16 protein-coding genes and 2 pseudogenes are annotated in these 20,411 nt (G+C 69.5%); 9 read left to right on the top strand and 9 right to left on the bottom strand.

The window, feature by feature from the left end; all coding sequences use genetic code 11:
* Positions 1-89: 89 nt before the first annotated feature.
* The gene (locus OG963_RS40485; protein WP_319740231.1) at positions 90-1,028 is read right to left on the bottom strand and encodes an SDR family NAD(P)-dependent oxidoreductase; all 939 of its coding nucleotides are present in this window, start codon (positions 1,026-1,028) and stop codon (positions 90-92) included.
* A 174-nt stretch (positions 1,029-1,202) separates the two neighbouring features.
* Between OG963_RS40485 and OG963_RS40480 the strand changes: the two genes are divergently transcribed.
* Entirely contained in the window at positions 1,203-2,090 is an 888-nt protein-coding gene (locus OG963_RS40480) for a helix-turn-helix transcriptional regulator (protein ID WP_319740230.1), read from the top strand.
* A gap of 30 nt (positions 2,091-2,120) precedes the next feature.
* On the opposite strand, the gene OG963_RS40475 is transcribed toward OG963_RS40480, so the two are convergent.
* Both OG963_RS40475 and OG963_RS40470 read right to left on the bottom strand, forming a co-directional pair.
* Entirely contained in the window at positions 2,121-3,782 is a 1,662-nt protein-coding gene (locus OG963_RS40475) for an ABC-F family ATP-binding cassette domain-containing protein (RefSeq protein ID WP_371800042.1), read from the bottom strand.
* Positions 3,783-4,360: 578 nt separating this feature from the next.
* Positions 4,361-5,308: a MerR family transcriptional regulator gene (locus OG963_RS40470; RefSeq protein ID WP_319740228.1), complete on the bottom strand. Its 948-nt coding sequence runs from the start codon at positions 5,306-5,308 to the stop codon at positions 4,361-4,363.
* 201 nt (positions 5,309-5,509) lie between these two features.
* Between OG963_RS40470 and OG963_RS40465 the strand changes: the two genes are divergently transcribed.
* The 4 genes and pseudogenes from OG963_RS40465 to OG963_RS40450 all read left to right on the top strand — a co-directional run bounded on the left by OG963_RS40465 (position 5,510) and on the right by OG963_RS40450 (position 9,114).
* Positions 5,510-5,995, top strand: coding sequence for an SgcJ/EcaC family oxidoreductase (locus OG963_RS40465; protein ID WP_030928909.1), 486 nt, complete (start codon positions 5,510-5,512; stop codon positions 5,993-5,995).
* 290 nt (positions 5,996-6,285) lie between these two features.
* Positions 6,286-8,127, top strand: coding sequence for an asparagine synthase (glutamine-hydrolyzing) (gene asnB, locus OG963_RS40460; protein WP_371800041.1), 1,842 nt, complete (start codon positions 6,286-6,288; stop codon positions 8,125-8,127).
* A pseudogene (locus tag OG963_RS40455) lies at positions 8,128-8,460 on the top strand (dihydrofolate reductase family protein); the annotation flags it as partial.
* 165 nt (positions 8,461-8,625) lie between these two features.
* Positions 8,626-9,114, top strand: coding sequence for a potassium channel family protein (locus OG963_RS40450; RefSeq protein WP_371800040.1), 489 nt, complete (start codon positions 8,626-8,628; stop codon positions 9,112-9,114).
* Positions 9,115-9,200: 86 nt separating this feature from the next.
* On the opposite strand, the gene OG963_RS40445 is transcribed toward OG963_RS40450, so the two are convergent.
* On the bottom strand, positions 9,201-9,716 hold the full coding sequence (locus OG963_RS40445; protein ID WP_371800039.1) for a DinB family protein: 516 nt from the start codon (positions 9,714-9,716) through the stop codon (positions 9,201-9,203).
* Between the two features lie 42 nt (positions 9,717-9,758).
* Positions 9,759-10,532 carry a DUF4389 domain-containing protein gene (locus OG963_RS40440; RefSeq protein ID WP_371800038.1) on the bottom strand — a complete coding sequence of 258 codons (774 nt, stop codon included), beginning with the start codon at positions 10,530-10,532 and terminating at the stop codon, positions 9,759-9,761.
* Between the two features lie 468 nt (positions 10,533-11,000).
* Here OG963_RS40440 and OG963_RS40435 point away from each other — a divergent pair, with 468 nt between their 5' ends.
* Complete coding sequence (locus tag OG963_RS40435; RefSeq protein WP_371800037.1) at positions 11,001-12,065, top strand: phosphatidylinositol-specific phospholipase C domain-containing protein; 1,065 nt, start codon at positions 11,001-11,003, stop codon at positions 12,063-12,065.
* A gap of 252 nt (positions 12,066-12,317) precedes the next feature.
* Positions 12,318-13,014: pseudogene (locus OG963_RS40430) on the top strand (YoaK family protein).
* Between the two features lie 70 nt (positions 13,015-13,084).
* Here the strand turns inward: OG963_RS40430 and OG963_RS40425 are convergent.
* The gene (locus tag OG963_RS40425; protein WP_319740223.1) at positions 13,085-13,345 is read right to left on the bottom strand and encodes a type B 50S ribosomal protein L31; all 261 of its coding nucleotides are present in this window, start codon (positions 13,343-13,345) and stop codon (positions 13,085-13,087) included.
* Positions 13,346-13,407: 62 nt separating this feature from the next.
* Positions 13,408-13,572: a 50S ribosomal protein L33 gene (gene rpmG, locus OG963_RS40420; protein ID WP_319740222.1), complete on the bottom strand. Its 165-nt coding sequence runs from the start codon at positions 13,570-13,572 to the stop codon at positions 13,408-13,410.
* A gap of 639 nt (positions 13,573-14,211) precedes the next feature.
* Between rpmG and OG963_RS40415 the strand changes: the two genes are divergently transcribed.
* Positions 14,212-15,654 carry a PP2C family protein-serine/threonine phosphatase gene (locus tag OG963_RS40415; protein ID WP_371800036.1) on the top strand — a complete coding sequence of 481 codons (1,443 nt, stop codon included), beginning with the start codon at positions 14,212-14,214 and terminating at the stop codon, positions 15,652-15,654.
* A 122-nt stretch (positions 15,655-15,776) separates the two neighbouring features.
* Here the strand turns inward: OG963_RS40415 and OG963_RS40410 are convergent, their stop codons facing one another.
* Entirely contained in the window at positions 15,777-17,273 is a 1,497-nt protein-coding gene (locus OG963_RS40410; RefSeq protein ID WP_319740220.1) for a hypothetical protein, read from the bottom strand.
* Positions 17,274-17,504: 231 nt separating this feature from the next.
* Between OG963_RS40410 and OG963_RS40405 the strand changes: the two genes are divergently transcribed.
* The gene (locus tag OG963_RS40405) at positions 17,505-18,641 is read left to right on the top strand and encodes an aminoglycoside phosphotransferase family protein (protein WP_319740219.1); all 1,137 of its coding nucleotides are present in this window, start codon (positions 17,505-17,507) and stop codon (positions 18,639-18,641) included.
* A 151-nt stretch (positions 18,642-18,792) separates the two neighbouring features.
* On the opposite strand, the gene OG963_RS40400 is transcribed toward OG963_RS40405, so the two are convergent.
* Positions 18,793-20,127 (bottom strand): N-acetylmuramoyl-L-alanine amidase, encoded by a 1,335-nt coding sequence (locus OG963_RS40400; RefSeq protein ID WP_371800035.1) that lies wholly within the window; start codon positions 20,125-20,127, stop codon positions 18,793-18,795.
* Between the last annotated feature and the right edge of the window lie 284 nt (positions 20,128-20,411).

Genomic DNA, 20,411 nt, shown 5'->3' with positions numbered 1-20,411 from the left:
TGGTTGCGACGTGACCATGTGATGACCGGCGACCTAGAGGTGGTGGGGCCGGGGGGGGGGGAGCGATCCGCAGGGGGACCGTCAGGGTCTCAGCGCATGGTCGTGGCACGTGCGACGAGTTCGGTCGAGGTGTCCCACAGACGCTCCGCGTTGTGGGTGTCGAGCGCCCACGGGGCGACTCCGCCGCCGAACACGACGGGCTTCTCGCGCAGGACCGGGGCTTCGTCGCAGTCCTCGAAGTAGCGGCCCCCGACGCCCTCGACCAGGGGTGATGCGGCGAGCAGCACGGAGGTGGCGGCACCCTGCGCGGGCGTCTTCCGCTTGTCGACGGGTGTCTGCAGGCCGCCGGTGTGCTTCTGCAGCCCGGTGGCGATCGCCCCGGGGTTGAGAGCGTTGGCGAGAATGCCCTCGTGCGACCACCGACGGTCGGCTTCCACCGCGAGCAGCACATCGGCGGTCTTGGACTGGGCGTAGGCCGCCCACCGGTCGTAGGGACGGAACCGGAAGTCCAGGTCGTCGAAGATCACCGGCGAGAACAGGTGCGCGCTCGAGCTGACCGAGACGATCCGGGCGCCGGAAGCCGCGGCGAGTGCGTCGTGCAGGCCGTTGGTCAGGGCGAAGTGACCGAGATAGTTCGTGGCGAACTGGAGTTCGTGCCCTTCCGGGGTCAGTTCCAGCTCGGGCAGCGCCATGATCCCGGCGTTGTTGATCAGGATGTGCAGGGGCCCGTTCCAGGACGCGACGAAGGCGGCCACCGACCGCAGATCGCCGAGGTCGAGTGCGCGGGCGCTCACCAGGGGATTCCCGGTCAGTTCGGTGATCTGTGCGGCAATGCGGTCACCGGCTTCGCGGCGCCGGACTCCGAGGACCACTTCGGCGCCCGCCGCGGCCAGGGTGCGCGCGGTCTCGACCCCGATTCCGGACGTCGCGCCGGTGACCAACGCACGCCGTCCTGTGAGGTCGATCCCGGCGATCACGTCGTCGGCGGTCGAGGAGAATCCGAAGGGCGTACGCAGGAGGTCGGTCATGGTGCGACGTGCTCATTTCTGTTCGCGTGATGTTGTGTGCCGCAGCCCGACTGGGGGTGCCTGCGGCTGGTTCCCGTTCACGCTAGATTCGGCTCGCCGGACCGACCAGGCCCCGCTGTCCCTGGTACCGACAGGGACAGGACGCGGCAGCCGACGGGACCTACCCTGGAATTCATGGCAACAGCAAGCAAGCTGGGTGACTACTTGCGGGCCCGCCGCGAACAGGTGCGTCCCGAGGACGTCGGACTGCCCGCCGGAGAGCGCCGGCGGGTGCCCGGCCTGCGCCGGGAGGAGGTCGCCCTGCTCGCCGGCATCAGCGCCGAGTACTACCTGCGTCTGGAGCAGGGCCGCGACCGACACCCCTCCGACCAGGTCCTCGACAGCATCGCCGGCGCCTTGCGGCTCGAAACCGATGCCCGCGTGTACATGCGCGCCCTCGCCCGCTCGCCCCGGACCGCCACGCGCAGGAGCTCCCGTCCGGAGAAAGTGAGTGCGAGCATCCAGAGCCTGATCGACGGCTGGCCCACCACGCCCGCGCTCGTCCATGGCCGCTACATGACCACGCTGGCCGCGAACCCGATGGCCATCGCGCTCAACCCCCTCTTCGCGCCTGGAATCAACACACTGCGAGCCGCATTCCTCGAGCCGGAGATGCGCGAGTTCTACCGGGACTGGGACACGATGACCGCCAAGGCCGTCGCCTATTTGCGGTCGGTCAGCGCGGCCGCGGTCGACGACCCCGAGCTCGTCCGGCTGATCGGCGAACTCAGCCTGCACAGCGAGCGCTTCCGTACGCTCTGGGCCCGCCAGGACGTACGGCAGAGGACGAGCGGAATCACCCGCCTGCTCCACCCTCAGGTCGGTCCTCTCGATCTCCACTACGAGAAACTCGCGCTTCCCGGTGCCCCCGGTCAGATGCTCATCGCCTACCACGCCGAGCCCGGCTCCCCGACGGGGGAACGGCTTCAGATGCTCGCGCACCTGGCCGCGCCCCCGCCTTCTACGGGTACCGACACCGACTCGGCTGCCGCCGCCGAGGCGGTACAAGCACCGGACCAGTGAGCTCCGGGCTCATCCGCCCGACGGGGACGCTCAACCGGCCTCCGGCGCTTCGAGCAGGTCGCGGACCTCTTCGGCGCTCGTCTCCTGGATCTCCTCACCGAGGAGCAACCAGCGGGTGATGCCCGCCGATTCCAGGAAAGCCAGGTCGTGGCTGGCGATCAGGAGCGCTCCCCGGTAGGAGTCGAGCGCGCTCGTCAGCTGTCGCACGCTGGCCATGTCGAGGTTGTTGGTGGGTTCGTCCAGCATGAGCAACTGCGGGGCCGGTGCCGCGAGCATGGTCGCCGCGAGGGCGGCCCGGAAGCGTTCCCCGCCCGACAGGGTGCCCGCCGGCTGTTCGGCACGTGCCCCCTTGAACAGGAACCTCGCGAGCTGAGAGCGGATGTGGTTGTCGGTGACGCCGGGAGCCAGGCGTGCCACGTTCGCGGCGACACTCAGCTCCTCGTCCAGCACATCCAGGCGCTGCGGAAGGAACCGCAGCGGCACACAGGTCCTGGCCTCACCGGACAGCGGTGCGAGCTCTCCGGTGAGGGTGCGCAGCAGAGACGTCTTTCCGGCCCCGTTGCGTCCGACCAGCGCGATGCGTTCGGGCCCGTGCACCTGGAGATTGCCTTCGCGCAGCTTGCCGAACCGGAGGCCCAGGTCGTGCAGACTCAGGACCGTGCGGCCGGCGGGCACGGCGGTATGGGGCAGGCTCACCCTGATCTCGGCGTCGTCGTGGACCGCGTCCGCGGCCTCCTCGCGCCGCTCGCGCGCCTCATGAAGACGGTCCTCCTGGAGGCCGCGGAGCTTGTCCGCCGACTCCTGCGCGGACCGCTTACGCTCACCGGCGACGATTCTCGGGGCCCGCCGCTCGGCATCCATCTTCTTGCTGTGCCGCTGGCGTCGCGCCGCCTTGATCCGGGCCTCCTCCAGTTCCCGCTTCTGCCGGCGTACATCCGCCTCGGCGACTCGCAGCATCCGGCCGGCCGCTTCCTGCTGAGTGGCCACCGCCGCCTCGTAGGCGGACCAGCCGCCCCCGTACCAACTCACCGAACTGGCGCGCAGTTCGGCGATACGGTCCACTCTCTCCAGCAGCTCACGGTCGTGGCTGACCACGACCAGTACACCGGAACGCCAGGAGTCGACGGCCTCGTAGAGCCGACGGCGCGCGAACAGGTCGAGGTTGTTGGTCGGCTCGTCGAGCAGGAGGACGTCGGGACGCTCCAACAGCAGTGCGGCCAGGCGCAGCAGAACGGTCTCCCCGCCGGACATCTCGCCCACGGTGCGGTCCAGTTCGACGTCGCCGAGTCCGAGCGAGCCGAGTGTTGCCAAGGCCCGCTCCTCGACGTCCCAGTCGTCGCCGATCGTCTCGAAGTGCTCGATGCTCACGTCTCCGGCCTCGATGGCGCGCAGCGCGGCGCGCCGCCCGGCGATGCCCAGGGCCTGGTCGACGCGGAGCGTCGTGTCGAGGGTGATGTTCTGCGGCAGATAGGCGAGGCTGCCGCCGACGGTCACCGACCCCTGCGAGGGCCGCAGTTGGCCGGCCAGCAGTCGCAGCAGAGTGGACTTGCCGGTGCCGTTGGCGCCCGCGAGGCCGGTGCGGCCCCGGCCGATGGTGAGGGAGAGCCCGTCGAAGACGGTCGTGCCGTCCGGCCACCGGAAGGACAGGGCGGAGCAGGTCACGGAGGTGCTGGGCGCAATGGGGTTGGTCATGATGATTCTCGCAGTCGCAAGCGCAGGGGCAGGGGCTTCGTATGCGAGCACCACGCGGCGACCGAACCGGGAAGAAGAAGGAGCTGTGACCGCCCTCCGGAAGGTGAGGGACGGCTCATGCACCGAGGTCGCATCCACGCGGGGTCACGGGCGGCAAAAAGCCGGCTGCAGCGTGACAGGCGTACGGCTGATGCCGTACCGCGCGATGATCGCGAACCTCAGATGCGCAACGTCCACCTCTATCGGAGACAACAGGACTCAGGAACTGTACCTCAACCTCTCACTCGGTGTCCGGCACCTCGTGTTCCGGCGGGCTCGGTCGTGCTGCCCCGGGGCGGGTGTCCCCGACGAAGATCTGACCGTGGCGGCCGGACGAGGGCTGTCCGTGGGTGTGGGCCGTCCGTCGCCGGATCATAGGCGGGTCCGCGACCGCGTCGACCACATCGCCGACCCGGAGGAAGCGGCGATGCGGTCGGCCCGGTTCCCACGGCACCGGCGCGGATCGCCGCTGCGGAGGTGCCGGCTGCCGGGGCCGTGGGATTCCGTCGGCCGCCCGGACCGGTTCGCCGGCGGTGCGATCACTGCCCGGCGCGCTCTGTCCGGGCGCGCAATGCCTGGATGGACCAGTCGAACACCATGGTCAGACTGTGCGGGGCAGGCCAGCCGTTGATCACGGCGAGGAGCTGAAAGTACCGCTCCCTGCGCGGGTCGTTCACAGTCTCCAGCCGGGTCAGGAGCCGGCGCCGGAGATCGCCGTCGTCCCGGTGACCGGAGACACACGCGTAATGAGCGGTGAGCGCGGCGACCACGGGGTCGGCCTCGGGCGAGGCGGGGGCGACGCCCACTGCGAGGGCGGGGCCGACCTGGTCACGGATGACGGCGGCAAGGTCGCGGCGCACCACCGCGGTGTCGCCCTGGGCGCGCTCGGCCGCCTGGTCGTCCGCCATCCGCCGCACCGCGGCGCGGAAGTCCGGATCCTGGGACATTTCGGCCAGCTCCACCCACGCCTCGACCTGCTCCGCCTCGGGGTCGTCCGGCAGCTCCGGCGTCATCGTGCGGATCACCGCCGTGAATGCGGGGTCGGCATGGAGGTGGGCGAAGACGTCGTCGAGGAATTCGGCGATCAGCCCCCCGCGCTCCGCTTCGGAGAGCTTGGCGAGTCTGTGCATGAGATCCATCTCCGCAGGGGTGGGCCCGCGCCTGGCCACCGCCGTCAGCACCGCGCGCCGCAGGCGCAAGGTGCGGATCTGCACCGCCAGCGCTTCGGCGTGCGCTGCGGCAACCTCGGGCAGCGGCAGGTCCCGGTCCACGACCTTGCGGATCGTGGGCAGGTCCAGGCCCAGCGCGCGAAGGGTCCGCACGAAGTCCAGGCGCGCAACGGCGTCGATGTCGTACAGGCGGTAGCCGGCCGGGCTGCGGCCTGTCGGCGTCACGACCCCGCGGTCGGAGTAGAACCGGATGGTCTTGACCGTCAGCCCGGTGCGCCGGGCCAGATCGCCGATCGAGTAGAGCGTGTCGCCGTCCATGCCCCCACCTTCTTGTCTCCCCCTGCTGGAGACTCAAGCCCAGTCGGCCACCAGCATCGAACCACCTCCTCGCGGACGGGGCGACGGAGCCGGCGAGCCGCTGCCGAGCGTCGCGCGGCGCCTTGGGAAGGGCGTGACACACCGCGACGGTCACGCCTGGTCGCGGTCCTCAGCGGCACGGACCGTGGCAGGATCGGTGCCATGAACGAGAGCGCCGATGAGGAGTCCGTGACACCTGCGGTGCGAGAGCTCTACGAAGAGCTGCTCCGCGCCTGGAACCGCCGCGACGCCCACGCCTATGCGGCGCTGTTCACCCCTGATGCCGCAATGATCGGGTTCGACGGAAGCCAGGTGCGCGGCTCGGAGGTGGAGGGTCATCTCGCACCGATCTTCGCCGACCATCCGACCGCGGCATATGTGTGGAAGGTGCGGGAGGTGCGGCCCCTGGGCGGCACCGCGGCGATGCTGCGCGCCATCGCGGGGATGGTGCCGCCGGGACAGTCCGAGCTGAATCCCGCGGTGAACGCGGTGCAGACCCTGGTTGCCGAGTGCGGTTCCGGATCATGGCGCGTGGCCCTGTTCCAGAACACTCCGGCCGCGTACCACCACCGTCCGGATCTCGTGGAGCAGCACACCGGCGAACTTCGGCAGATACTCCGGGCAGAGCACGGTCAGCATCAGGGCTGATCAAGACCTTGCCGGTGGCCGAACAGCCGCTTGCGGGCCTCGACCCGGTCGTACGCAATTCCCGCACGGCACAGATGCGCGGAATGGATTATCCGTTCGCCGCAGGGCCTGACGGGCCGGAACGGCGGGCCACCGGGGCTGTCGCGGCGTCGTCGCATTGACGATTGCAACGGAGAGGCGCACGCTCGTTATATAAGTGCGAGATACATGTTGTTCGATTGTCGCGAAAATGCGCACGCGAGGATCCGCGGCGATGCCTTGCGAGGTCGAGCCATAGGCAGGAGGCATCTATGTGCGGGATCACCGGCTGGATCTCCTTCGACCGCGATCTGCGGTCCGAGTCCGCCGTACTGGACGCGATGACCGCGACGATGGCGTGCCGGGGCCCGGACGACAGCGGCACGTTCTTCGACGGCCCGGCCGGCCTGGGGCACCGCAGGCTCGCCATCATCGACCTGCCGGGCGGCCGTCAGCCGATGACGGTCCCGACCTCGCAGGGCGACGTGGCGATGGTGTACTCCGGAGAGGCGTACAACTACACCGAGCTCCGAGTCGAACTGGCCGGTCTCGGACACCGGTTCATGACCGACTCCGACACCGAGGTCGTGCTCCACGGCTACCTCGAGTGGGGGGACGCGGTGGCCGAGCGGCTCAACGGGATGTACGCCTTCGCCGTGTGGGACGCCCGCACACAGAAACTGGTCATGATCCGCGACCGCATGGGCATCAAGCCCTTCTACTACGCCCCCACCGCGGACGGCGTGCTGTTCGGTTCCGAGCCGAAGGCGATCCTCGCCAACCCTCTCGCCCGGCGCGCGGTCACCCTGGACGGGCTGCGTGAGCTGTTCGCCTTCGTGAAGACACCGGGGCACGCCGTGTGGGACGGGATGCACGAGGTCGAGCCCGGCACGGTCATCACCGTCGACCGCGACGGGCTGCACCGGCGCACCTACTGGGCCCTGGAGACGCGGCCGCACACCGGCGACCAGGCCACCTCGATCGCCACCGTGCGCGAGCTGCTCGACGACATCGTGCGCCGCCAGCTGGTCTCCGACGTACCGCGCTGCACACTCCTGTCGGGCGGTCTGGATTCGTCCGCGATGACCGCCATCGCCGCCCGGCATCTCGCGGAGAGCGGCGAGACGGTGCGCAGCTTCGCCGTGGACTTCGTGGGGCAGGCGGACAACTTCGTCGCGGACGAGCTCCGCTCCACGCCCGACACCCCGTATGTGCACGACGTGGCCCGGGCGGCCGGTACCGAGCACCTCGACATCGTGCTCGACTCCCAGGAGCTCGCCGATCCCGACGTGCGGGCGCGGGTGATCCGGGCCCGTGACCTGCCGATGGGCTTCGGCGACATGGACGCGTCGTTGTACCTGCTGTTCAAGGCGATTCGCGAGCATTCCACGGTGGCCCTCTCCGGCGAGTCCGCCGACGAGGTGTTCGGCGGCTACCTCCAGTTCTTCGACGAAGAGGCCCGCGCCGCCGACACCTTCCCGTGGCTCGTGAAGTTCGCGGAGCACTTCGGGGACGACGCCGATGTCCTGCGCCCCGAGCTGACGGACGCGCTCGACCTGCCCGGGTACATCCGCCACAGTTACGCGGTCGCCACAGCCGGGATCCGCCGCCTGGACGGCGAGTCCGACTTCGAGTACCGGATGCGGCGGATCTGTCATCTGCACCTGACGCGCTTCGTGCGCGTACTCCTGGACCGCAAGGACCGGACGAGCATGGCCGTCGGCCTGGAGGTTCGAGTGCCCTACTGCGACCACCGGCTCGTCGAGTACGTGTACAACGCGCCCTGGTCGCTGAAGTCGTTCGACGGACGGGAGAAGAGCCTGCTGCGGGAGGCCACCCGCGATGTACTCCCGCAGTCGGTGTACGACCGGGTGAAGAGCCCGTATCCGTCGACGCAGGATCCGAAGTACGCGATCGCCCTGCAGGAGCAGGCCAGGGATCTACTGGCCAGCCCCTCTCACCGGGTCTTCGAACTCGTGGACCGGGACCGGCTGAAGCGGGCCGCGCACCGTGAACTCCCGCAGATCACCCAGGCGTCGCGGCGCGGGCTGGAGCGCACCCTGGATCTGGCTGTCTGGCTCGATCTCTACGATCCTGAGCTGCTGCTGGACTGATACGTCGTGTCCGCGACGCTGGGCGACGACGACAAGCCGGCGTGGGTCAACACCACGCGTACCTCCGGTGACGAGGCGGTCCCCCGCATCAGGGAGCTCCACAGGACCGACGGAGGCGACCTGTTGGTCATGGGGAGTCCGACACTCGCGCGCATCCTCCTGCGCGAGGACCTGGTCGACGAGCTTCGGCTCATGATCATGCCGGTGATCTTCGGTGGCGGGAAGACGATCTTCCCTGACGACGGGGCGCAGCGGACGCTGGAGCTGGTTTCCACGGTCACCAGCGATACGGGCGTTCAGGTGTGCACCTACCGGCCGGTCGCCGTGGGATAGGCCGGGGCAGCTGGGCACACGGACGGGCGTGCCAGGCAGCGAAGTGAGAAGCAGGGACGCGATTTCCTGGCCGGGACCGGCGTGTGTCAGGCCGCTCACCAGGACCGTTCGACGGTAGCGTCGCCCTCACTCTTCTCTCTGCCTGGAGCCCGGGGGTTTCTGCCCGTGCAGCAATCGTTCTTCGCGCTTCTGCTCGGTCGCCTGCTGACCAACCGGTGGTGGCGCACCTTTCATGCCCGGGCCGCCCTGTCGGTGTCGGCGGCCACGGCCGCGGTCCTGTTGGCCGGTGCGGCATTGGTCGTTCCCGCCGAGGAGGGCGCGGCCGGCGCGAACATCACCTCCTTCCCCAAAGCCGTCTGGTGGTCCATCGAGACCGCGACGACGGTGGGGTACGGGGATCTGTACCCCGTGACCGCATGGGGGCGGGTGATCGCCTCGGTGATGATACTGGCCGGTATCACCACCTTCGGCATGGTCACCGCGTCCATCGCCACATGGTTCGTCGGCCGGGCCGAGCAGGATGCCCAGCATGTGGGCAGGGCGGTTCGCCGCTATGCCCGCCACGGCGAGGAGGTGTTCGACGCAGAGCTTCGGGCGCTGCACGACAGGTTCGACCGTGTGGAGCGGCTGCTCGAGAGAAACGGCGAACGCTAGGTGCCGACGGGCAGTCGGTCACCCGTCGGGCGCGGCCACGGGCTCCGGCCGTGTCCGGGGAGCGTGAGCAGCGACGGAGTGGTCGCTCAGTCCCCCGTCACCCCGTCGAGGCGTTCGCGCACGAGATCGGCGTGGCCGATGTGACGCGCGTACTCCCCGATCATGTGGACATGCACCAGGCGCAGTGAGAAGAGCTCGCCGTTGTGCGTGAAGGTGTCGTCGAGCGACGCATCGGCGACGACGGCGTCGGCGAGGCGGCACTCCTCGACCAGGCGTGCGTAGTCGTCGGCCGCACGGGCCGGGTCCAGATCCTCGAAGTCCGCGTCCTTGCCCTGGGCCGGGTCGTACATCGGGTCCAGCCGCTGTCCGGCGAATCGCTCCCGGAACCAGGTGCGTTCGACCTTCGCCATATGGCGGAGCAGTCCGAGAAGTGTGAGGTTGGACGGCGGAACGGTCCTTTCGGCGAGCTGTTCACCGGTCAGGCCGGCGCACTTCTGCAGCAACGTGCTGCGGAACCAGCCGAGATATCCCGTGAGCATCTCCCGCTCGCCGGCGACCAGGGAGCCAGGGATGCGCTTCGCTGCAGGTGCTGTCCAAGTCATCCCATGATCATGCCTGTTGGCCGGAAGTCCGCGCCAGGCCTTTCACCAGTCGTCGGCGGTGTCCGACGTCCATGACGTCGTCGTGGAGGTGGTGATGTCGGCGGCCACTCCGACGATCAGGAAGAGGATCAGCAGGGCCTTCCCCGTACCGCTCATGACCAGCGGTCGGGTGGCAGAACGTGTCTGGCGCTCCGGTACGGAGAGGGCGTCGTCGCCGAAGAACCCCTTGGGGTAGGCCGGTGTGAGCATCATGAAGTAGGCGGAGAAGCGCATGGTGTAGCGGAGTGTGGCGGCCGAGGCCTCGAAGAGGGGGCGGGGCATGCGCCCCAGGACGAGAGTGATCAGCCACCAGATGAAGGACAGCGCCCACCAGCCCGACGAGGCGAGGCCCTGCACGACGGCCGCCGGAATCATCAGGAACAGCCGGAAGAAGACGGCCAGCCGGTTGAGCTGCGTGGGCCTTACCTCGATCTGGACCGGGTAGTCCGGCGACGGGTTCAGCGTGAACGGCGGATAGCGGTCGATCAGCAGCATCGAGCTCGCGCCGACACGCATCTGGTAGCCGAGATATCCGGCGAGGAAGCGGAAGACCGGTTCGGGCAGCCGCCCCATGACCAGGGCGGCGAACCATCCCACGATGACGGTGAAGAAGGCCGCGATGTGGAGGAAGAACAACACGACGAAGTGCGGGATCAGCAGGAGGAGTCGTACCAGGACGGTGAGTCGCCGTTGTCGCGGCGGCTCGATGAGGTCCAGGACGGGCAGCCATTCGCCAAGGTCGGCTCCCCTGGGGCCCGTCCACCGGGCGTCAGCCATGTCGCTCCTCCTCGGCGGGTGACACGTACGCCATCCGCACACACGTCATCACCCCACGCTGGGCCCTCGGAAACCGGCCCGCAATCGGTCACGGGCCGATCGGGGCCGATGCACCCGGCCGACCGGGTGATGGTCGCTTCCGGCCCGGTAGGGACGAGGCCGTGTCACCCCCATCAGGTCGCGATGCCGTTCGTCCCGGCCACCGGGAACGGGGATCAGCGCCCCGGCCGGTCGGACCTCCAGGGCCGCGGCCGGACCGGCACCCGGTCCACGGACCGGTCACGACCGAGGGCCGCGCGGCTCCCGTCGTGGTCCGCCATGCCCAGCACCCGGGCCGTACGGCCCGGGATGACGACCCGTCGTCGCCGTCGGATCCGAACGGCCGGTTTCCGTACCCCTGCCCGTCACCCAACTCTCCTATCGTGCCTGTCGTTTGACGCGTTCGCATCAACGATGAAGGTGAGGACCATGGGAGACGGACGGCACATGGGACACGGATGGCGTCGAGGGCTGACGACCGCGGCGGCCGGTCTGCTCGCTGTCGGACTGACTGCGGGATCCGCCCGTTCGGCCGACACGGGTGAGTCCGCCTACTCGGCGACCACCGGTGTCGGTGTGCACAACGCGTACGAGAAGGGCACCTATCCCTACTTCGCCGACGCACTCGACTCCGGTGCGGCGCTTCTCGAACTCGATGTGTGGACCAACGTCTTCGGCAGTTCCTGGCGGGTCTCGCACAGCAATCCGATCGGCAACGACAACAACTGCGAGAACGCCGCGAATGCCGCCCAGTTGCGCACCAAGGCGCGCAATCAGAATCTGGCCGGCTGTCTCGCGGACATCAGGGCCTGGCACGACGCTCACCCCGGACACCGGCCGGTGGTGCTGAAGCTCGAACTCAAGGACGGCTTCCAGGCCAAGAACGGCCGGGGCCCCGCCCAACTGGACGCCTTGCTGTCCGACAAGCTCGGCAGCGCGCTGTTCCGGCCCGCTGATCTGGCCGATGGGCACGCCACGCTCGACGAGGCGGTACGGGCCGGCGGGTGGCCCACCCGGTCCGCGCTCGCCGGGCGCTTCGTCGTGGAGCTGATCCCGGGGACCGTCGAAGAGGGCAACCCCGCCGACACGCTGTGGACCGACCGGGAGTACGCCACTCACCTGCGCGATCTCGCGGCGGTCGGGCGGCTGGGGGACGCGGCCGCCTTCCCCGCCGTGCACCGGGCCGAGACCGGTGACCCGAGAGGGCGCTACACGGACACGGGCATCCGGCCCTGGTTCGTGGTCTTCGACGGGGACGCCGCCACGTACGCCGGTGGGTCCATCGACACCGGGTGGTACGCCCGGAACCAGTATCTCGTCGTGATGACGGACGCCCACGACGTGGCGCCCGCCATCGACGGCACGAGTCCGACACAGGCTCAGGCCCTCGACCGGCTCGCCCTGTTGGCGGGACGGCACGCAAGCATCATCACCGCGGACTGGCATGCGCTGACCCAGGTGCTCTCGACGGTCGTGCCGCGCGCGGCGGGCTGACGGGTGCCGGCGGGGCCGACGAGGTCACGGCGCAGCGCGGCCACCGGTCCGCCGTCTGCGCCGAGCAGTTCGCGGCCTGAGGGCTGTCCGCCCGGTGCATCCGCCGATGCCGCCGAAGTCGTGGAGTCGCGCGCAACGTATCTGTCGGTTCACGGAGCGGAACCCTAGGGTGGCAGCGTGTCCACTCCTACGGTGCCCACCGGCCGGTTCAGCGCGGATCCCGCACGCGATCCATGGGGCGAATGGGCACTGATACTTCTGTCCGCCGCGTCCGGGGCCGCGGATGCGTTCGCCTTCCTCTGTCTCGGCCAGGTGTTCGCCGGGGTGATGACCGGCAATCTCGTGCTGCTGGGCGGCTCCGCCGCCGGTGTCGGGGAGCACGGGGTCGCACTGCGCGTCGTCACCGCGCTCGTTGCGTACGGCTGCGGGGTCGCGTGCGGCGCGTGGATGGATGAGAGGCTGCGGTGGCGGCTGCCGGCGATGCTGCTGGTCGAGGTGGTGCTGCTCACGGCGGGCGCCGTGCTGTGGGGGCTGGAGCTGATCACGTCCGGCGGGGACCGGCTCGGGCTGTTGGCGGTGATCTCCATGGCGATGGGGATTCAGGGCCGGATCCGCGCGACGCCGACCAACTACTTCACCGGCACGCTGACGTCACTTGTCGGGCGGGTGGCCCTGCGGTCCCTGCGTGGCGAGGACGGCTGGGTGATGGGTCGGCTGATCGCTGTCGTGGTGGGTGCGACGGCGACCGCGCTGACGGTCCGGCTCTGGCCGGGCGCCGCTGCCTGGGTCGCCGCGGCGATGGCGGCGGCGGCCCTGCTCGCCGAGATGGTGCCGAGGCGACCGTCCCGGGGGTGAGGAACGGGCGGACAGCGAGAAGCCCCGGCCGGATCGGGGGAATCCAGCCGGGGCAGCTTCGAGTGTGGGCGCTCACCGCGTCATCCACATGTAGATGAACGATAAACCATCGCGCCCCGTTCCCCTGAATCGACACCGCCGACTGTGACGGGTCGCACGGCGCTTCAGTGTCCGGCGGGCTGCGTCGTTCCGTAGCGGCGCCGGAACTGCTCGATCCGTCCGGCCGCGTCCACCACCCGGTCGGTCCCGGTGTAGAACGGATGACTGGCGGACGAGGTCTCCACATCGATGACCGGGTAGCTGTTGCCGTCCTCCCACTCCACACGCTGGTCGGCGTCAGCGGTCGAACGGGTCAGGAAGGCGACCCCCGCGGCGCGGTCGCGGAAGACGACCTGCCGGGAGACGGGGTGGATGCGGGGCTTCATATGTGTTCCTTCCTTGGCGTCATGGACGGGGAGGACTATCGCTGCCGACCGTGCCCGACGGGTCAGCGTTCCTCGCGGAAGAGGACGTGCTGCCCGGCGGTGGGGTCGAACTTGCGCAGAACCAGCCGGTCGGGATTGTTGCGACGGCTCTTCCGTGTCACATAGGTCTGACCCGTGCCGGCGGTCGACCTCAGAGTGACGACGGGGCGGGCTTCACTGCGTGCCATGGGCACCTCCGGACGCTCTCACCGACCCCATCCAACCCTTACGGGAATGGGTGTCGTTTTCGTTCTGGTGCTGTAACGCGAGAGGGCCGGGCCGCATTCCCGTCCCGGACGCCCGCACGGAGGGACCGAGATCGAGAGGGATCCAGCCTTGGACACCGGGTACCGAAAGCCCGACCCCATGACGAACCGGGAAGATCCACGCGCGCGCCCGTCCACACATCGACCTCCCCGCCTTCAGGCCCTGCACCGGACCCGAGGTCGTGATCACCGTCGCGAGCGCCGCCGTGCACACGTGGCGGACGGGCCTCCGCAGCCCGGCAAGCCCGGGCCACGGCCCGACGGCGTGTCAGCTCAGCGTCGAAGGCTCCAGCGCATATGCCCCGATCAGGTGCGGCGACCCGCGCAGGAACGGCGCGCGCAGGCGCGCGGCGAGCCGCACGCGCCGGATGACTTGCATCAACGGCCGTGGAAGGCAAGGCTGTTCGAAGAACCGGGGCTCTGCGCAGCCTGTGGCATATGCCAGAAGCAACACCGTATCGAGTGTTGCCAAACTACTTACGGGCTCCCGCAGCCTGTGCCACAGTCGTCTTCGGTCCACCCTTCAGACCTGGTTGTGCCGCGCCTGTATCGGAGTACGAGATGCCGTCCCATGTGTCCGCGGACCGCCCCGCCCCACAGCCTCCCGAGCGCGATGCCGTCGACCTGTTGATCAACCGGACCCGTCGGCTGCGCGGAGACGTGGATGCCGTGCGGCGGGACACGGTGTTGGTCGACGAGGACGATCCGCAGCTGCGCTGGCAGCGCGCGCTCTGCGAGCTGGCCGTCCATCATCTCGACGATCTCGGCACGCATCTGGGACAGCTCAAGGAAGGCCCGCCGCCCGGGTCGGGGGAGCAGCCGGCAGAGGACGCGGAACGGGCACAGCAGGCGGACGTCGCCGAGCCGCAGGCCGGTGCGCTGCTGAGCCGGGTGGGCAGCGCCGAGTGGAATCTGCTGACCGACGAGGTCAGTTGGTCGGAGGAGTTGTTCGAGATCTTCGGCCGGCCCCCGCAGGCGGGACCGCTGTCGCTCGACGAGCTCCCGTCCGTGCTGTTCCCCGAGGACCAGCCACTGCTCACCACACTGGTGACGGACTGCCTGGTCGACGGGAGGCCGATAGACGGCGAGTTCCGCATCCTGCGGACCGACGGCCGGATGCGCACCCTGCACATGATGGGCGAGCCCGTTCTCGACGCGGACGGTTGCACCGCCTCCATGTGGGCCGTCCTGCGGGATGTCAGCGAACTGCGGCGCAGCCAGCGCGTGGTGCGCCAGACCGGCGACACCTTACGACGCCAGCAGCACATGGCGCAGACCGAGCGTCGTATGGCGGTCGAGCTCCAGGAGGCCGTACTCCCTGCATGGCGCGGCTCGCTGCTGCTCCCGCAGCGCGGAACCGGCGCACTGGACGTCGCGGCCCGCTACCTGCCGTCGGATGCCAGTGATCTGATCGGCGGCGACTGGTACGACGCACTGGAGCTGCCGGACGGCAGGACACTGCTCACGGTCGGCGATCTGACCGGTCACGGCATCCCGGCCACCTCGGCCATGGCGATGCTGCTGGGTGCGCTGCGCGGGATGGCGGTGGCAGGCATCGAGCCGGGCGCCCTGATGGGCCACCTCAACCAATTACTCGAAGCCTCCGTGCAGCCCGCGCTCGGCAGTGCGCTGTGCTGCCGTTTCGACCCCGTGACCCGCACTCTCGCCTGGGCACAGGCCGGTCACCCCGCACCGATGCTGTTCCGCGACGGAGCGGGACGACCCCTGCCATCACCGGACGGGGTGCTGCTCGGCGCCGCCTCCTCGGTGGCGTACGAGCAGGACGAAGTGACCCTGCTGCCCGGCGACGTGCTGGTTCTGCACACCGACGGACTGACCCGCCGCAGCGACCGGGGGGTGGGCCCGGAGGCGCTGCTCGCACTCGCACCGCGCTTCGCCGAGGCGCGCACGGCCCAGGACTGCGTACGGACGGTCGTCGAGGAGTTCGGTGGCACCGAGCGCCTGGACGACGCATGCGTGCTGGTCGCCCGTATCGGGATGTGAGCCCGGGTCGGGTCAGGAGCGCGACTGCACAGCACAGGGACGCAGGCAGAAGCTGCCTGCCTCGCGTGGTGCGGAGCTAGGACGGTGGGTGATCGGCGCCCTGTCGTCGCAGCGCCCCCGGATCAGATCTCCGAGCTTCTCGGCCGCTTGATCACGGAGCTCTGCGGCATCGCGAGATGGATCTCCTCACGCAGGTCCTCGATCTTCGCGTACCCGGCGAACTGCCCGGTGAGCCGGTACATCTCGCGCAGCCGGTCCCAGGTTCGGTGCGAGGAGGTCTCCCCCATCGTCACCAGGGCGAGCCGCGCGTATCGGTCGGCCTGCTCCGGGTCGTCGGCGATGAAGCACGCCGAGGCGAGCGAGATGTAGTCGAAGATCTTGGAGCGCTGGCGCCCGTTGGCGCGCAGTTCCAAGGCCTGCTTGGCGTGGCGCTGGGCGATGATGGCCACCGACGGATCGTGCTCGGCGAGCGTACGGAACGCCAGAGCCTGCATGCCGTGCAGATCCGCCTCGTCGAACAGCTGCATCCAACTGGGCGGCGGCACATCACTCTTGTCCGATACGAAGAGCTCCTCGGCCTTGCCGAGCGTGCGGCGCATGGCCTGGCCGCGGCCCATGGACGCCTGCGCCCAGGCCTCGATGGTGTGCAACATCGCCTGGGTGCGTGGCAGCACCATGTCCCCGGAGCCCGACTTGGCGAGCTTCATCAGGTCCAGCGCGTCGTCGGGACGGCCCAGGTGGACCATCTGACGGGCCGCCCGGGAGAGCGCCTCGCCCGCGCGCGGGCGGTCGCCGCCCTCGCGTGCCGCATGGGCGGCGATGACGAAGTACTTCTGGGCGGTGGGTTCGAGACCGATGTCGTGGGACATCCATCCGGCGAGTACGGCGAGGTTGGCTGCAACACCCCAGAGGCGGCGCTGCAGATGGTCGGGGTGGCGGTAGGCGAGCATGCCGCCCACCTCGTTGAGCTGGCCCACGACCGCCTTGCGCTGGAGTCCGCCGCCCCGGGAGGCGTCCCAGGCGCGGAACACCTCGACGGACCGTTCGAGCGCTTCGATCTCCTCCGACCCGATGGGCGCGGCCTCGTACCGGTCGAAGCCGGCCGGGTCCGCGTGGAAGGGATCGTCGATCCGTGGAGCGTCGGCCGCCAACACGGGGTCGGTGTGCAGCCAGTCGTGCATGGGGCCGGTGATGGTCGATCCTGCGGCGAGCGCGGCGCCCGCGCTCACCAAGCCGCGTCGGTTGAGCATGAGGTCCATTCCCGTGAATTCGGTGAGGACCGCTGCCGTCCGTTCGGGCGCCCACGGCAGTCCGTCGGGATTGTGTTCCGTCCCGACTTCCTTCCGCTTCCCCACACGCCCGCGCCGGCCGAACCCGAGGTCCTCGATGGTCACGACACGACCGAGTCGCTCGGTGAACAGGGCTGCCAGCACTTCGGGCACGGGATCGCGGGGGGACTCCCCCATGTCGATCCAGCGCCTCACGCGCGAGGTGTCGGTGGCCAGCTGCGGGTAGCCCATGGCCGCCGCCTGCCGGTTCACCATTCTCGCGAGTTCGCCCTTGGACCAGCCGGCAAGGCCGAACAGATCCGACAGACGGGTGTTGGGTTCTCCGGTCACGTCAAGCCCCCAGGTTCTCGGCTGAGTTGACAGTAACCCCCTGTCAGATGCCTTGCGACTATTCGCCAGGGTTCGCCAGGGTCCGCCAGATGGTCTGCCACCCGCACACCGGTGTCAGGTAGGAAAGCGCCACCCCGCCCGGCAGCCCTAGGCACTCCCCAGGGTGCCGAACGGCCGCCGGCCGGGGCGGCGCACGCAACTTGTCGGCGCACGAAGGGATCTGTCTCGCCCATGTACACAGCATCGTCCTCCGTGTCCGCCCCGCCCCGGCCCCTGCGTCCCATGGGGGCGGGCGCCGGACCGTACCTCTCCCCGCATGCCGGTCCGTCGGCGCCCGGCACGGTCCGGCCCCGGCGGCCGGCGGGGCCGGGCGCCCCACCGCTCAGCGGGCGTCTGGACCTGTCCGGTCCGCAGGGCGCTCAGCTGAGGATGGCGATCGCCTCGGTGCACCGGATCTGCCCGGAGTTCAACCCGGTCCAGGTGCTGCGCCGCAGCGGGCGTTCGGTACTGCTCGTCGGCACCACCGGACGCACGACGGCGGTCGCGAAGTGTTTACTGGACCACTCCCCCGTCTGGTCGGAGCGGTTCCGCCACGAAATAGCGGCATACCGGGCGTTCGTCCGGCACCGTCCGCCGGTCCGGGTGCCGCGGCTCATCGCCGCCGACCCGGAGAACTGCACACTCGTCATCGAACGGATGCCGGGACGTGTGGCGGCGCTGACGAGGCACCCGTCGGAGGCTCCGCCCAGGGCCGATGTACGGGCCGCGCTCGGTGCGATCAGCCGGGTCAATGCCTGGCGGCCGGCCGCCGGGTTGTTCGACGCCCAGCTGGACTACGCCTCACGCATCGCCCGGTATCACGAGCTCGGTCTCTTCACCGACCGTGATCTGGGTGACCTGCAGAAGCTGCTGCACGGCCTGGCGCATGCGGGCGGCCGTCAAGGCATGGGGCAGTTCTGTCACGGTGACGCCCTGCTCTCCAACATCCTGCTGTCGCCGACGGGTCCGGTGCTGGTGGACTGGGAGCACGCGGGCTGGTACCTGCCGGGTTACGACCTGGCGACGCTCTGGGCGGTGCTGGGCGACGCGCCGGCCGCGCGGCGCCAGATCAGCCAGCTGGCACAGGCCACGGGTCCCGCGGCGCGGGATGCGTTCCTGGTGAACCTGATGCTCGTACTGACGCGGGAGATCCGTACGTACGAGACAGCCGTGCAGCGGGCGATGCGGGAGACCACGCCCACGGGTGGCGGTCAGGAGCGTCCGGGCGTGCTGTCGTCGGGAGAGGAGCAGCGGCTGCTGCTGCGCCGGCTGCACGACGACTGCGCGATGGCCCGGCGGGCTGTGCGTGCTGCGGTCGGCACTCGCTGACGCGGCTCCACGAGGGATGTGCGCTGCGGGTCCGGTGCCGACACACCGGGCCCGCAGCGCGCTGTTGCGTTCAGTCCCTCCGGCAATCGCGGAGCGGGGCGGTTTCGCGGGCAGAGCCGCTGACAGGCCCCGCCCGCTCATCCCCGAGCCGTCACCGCACCCGCACGACATCCACATCGGACGCCTTCACGAAGGCGATCCGGTGCCCGATCTGCACCGTCACGTACTTCTGCCGTCCCTTGAAGTACGCGTGGTCGAGCGGATACGACGCGTCGATCGTCGGTGCGTAGAAGAACCCGGTCGGCGCCTCGCCCCCGCCGGGGTACGACTGCCCCGCCTTGATGGTGTACGGCAGCGGCGTTCCCACCCGCTGGTCCGCGAAGTCCGCCGGGTACTCGGACTTCTCCGGGTAGGCCACCCCGTACACCGGCACATCGGTACGGCCGGCCTTCGGCCGGACGACGTAGCCGGCGGTCGGCACGGTGGTCCGGGACTTCGCGGGAGTCTCGAACCAGGCCTTCTGGCCGTACCACCAGATCGCCGTCCAGCCGGGCGCGTGGTCTGCGACCACCGCCTGCTGAGTCGCGCTGATCTTGCTGCCCCAGTCGGCCGCGCAGTTCGTGCCGGGTGAGCCGTCGGTGTGCAGGCCCGGGTCGGAGAACAGCGGTGCGTCGGCCGACGGTTCGGTGTGGAGCGGGACGGCGCTGCTGCCCTGCACCGGCAGGTCGACGTTCTTCTCGCAGTCGCGGAAAGCCTGCTTGTTGTCCTTGAAGCGGGGGCTGACGGTGACGAGCGGGCTGCTCTTCGGTGCGCTCGGCACGGTGGTCGGCTTGCCGAGCAGCGCCATGAAGCGGTTCCAGTCCCAGTACGTTCCCGGGTCCCAGTGCATGTTCTTGGTACCGGCCGTGCTGGTGGGCGGCACGCCGTCGTGGCCGATGATGTGCTGCCGGTCGAGCGGGATGTCGTACTTGGCGGCGAGATAACGCACCAGCTTCGCCGTCGAGTTGTACAGCTCCGGGGTGTACCACTTGGCACCCTCGACGGCGACACCCTCCTGCTCGATGCCGATGGAGTGGGTGTTGACGTACCAGTTGCCCGCCTGCCAGGCGACGTCCTTGTCCTTGACCATCTGGGTGACATGACCGTCGCCCGAGCGCACCACATAGTGGGCCGAGGTCTGATTCAGCGGGTTCTGGAAGATCTTCAGGGTCGTGTCGAAGTCTTCTTCGGTGTCATGCAGAACGATGAATTTGATCTTGTTGCTGTGCGGGCGGTCCGCGGTGTCGTAGTTGCCGTACGTCTCCTTGTCGGCCGGATCGCCGGTCTGCTGATAGGCCGCCGGGACCCAGTCGCAGTCGAGGCCGCGGGGACATTCGGGCCGCACCCCGTCCGCACCGGCCTGCACCGCTGGAGAGAGCAGCGCGAGACTCAGGGCGCCGACGGTGGTCAGGGCGAGAGTGAGTCTGGTCCTCTGCTTGGACGTCATGACAACCCTTCTTGGAGCTGCGTGCTTCGAAAGTCGTACGTGGTCCGATGTCACTGTTCGGCTATGGGCGCACACTCTCTGACCTCAGGTGATAGCGCGTCAAGAGCCCAAGGCGGGTTGTCGGACGAGCCACTGGACCAGACCACTGGCAGGGGCTCTGACCTGCAAAGGTCAGGAAGCAACGACGGTGTGGCGGTGGGGCGTTACCTGAGTTTTACGGAGCGGCCGGGCCGGTGCCGCGGTCCGCCGACACCTCGCAGGCACACGCGCCTTTTGTCTGACTA

Source organism: Streptomyces sp. NBC_01707, from assembly GCF_041438805.1.
In the GTDB taxonomy this organism is placed as follows: Bacteria; Actinomycetota; Actinomycetes; order Streptomycetales; family Streptomycetaceae; genus Streptomyces.
Note: the sequence above shows the minus strand (reverse complement) of the source record. Positions and strands in the feature narration are given on the sequence as shown.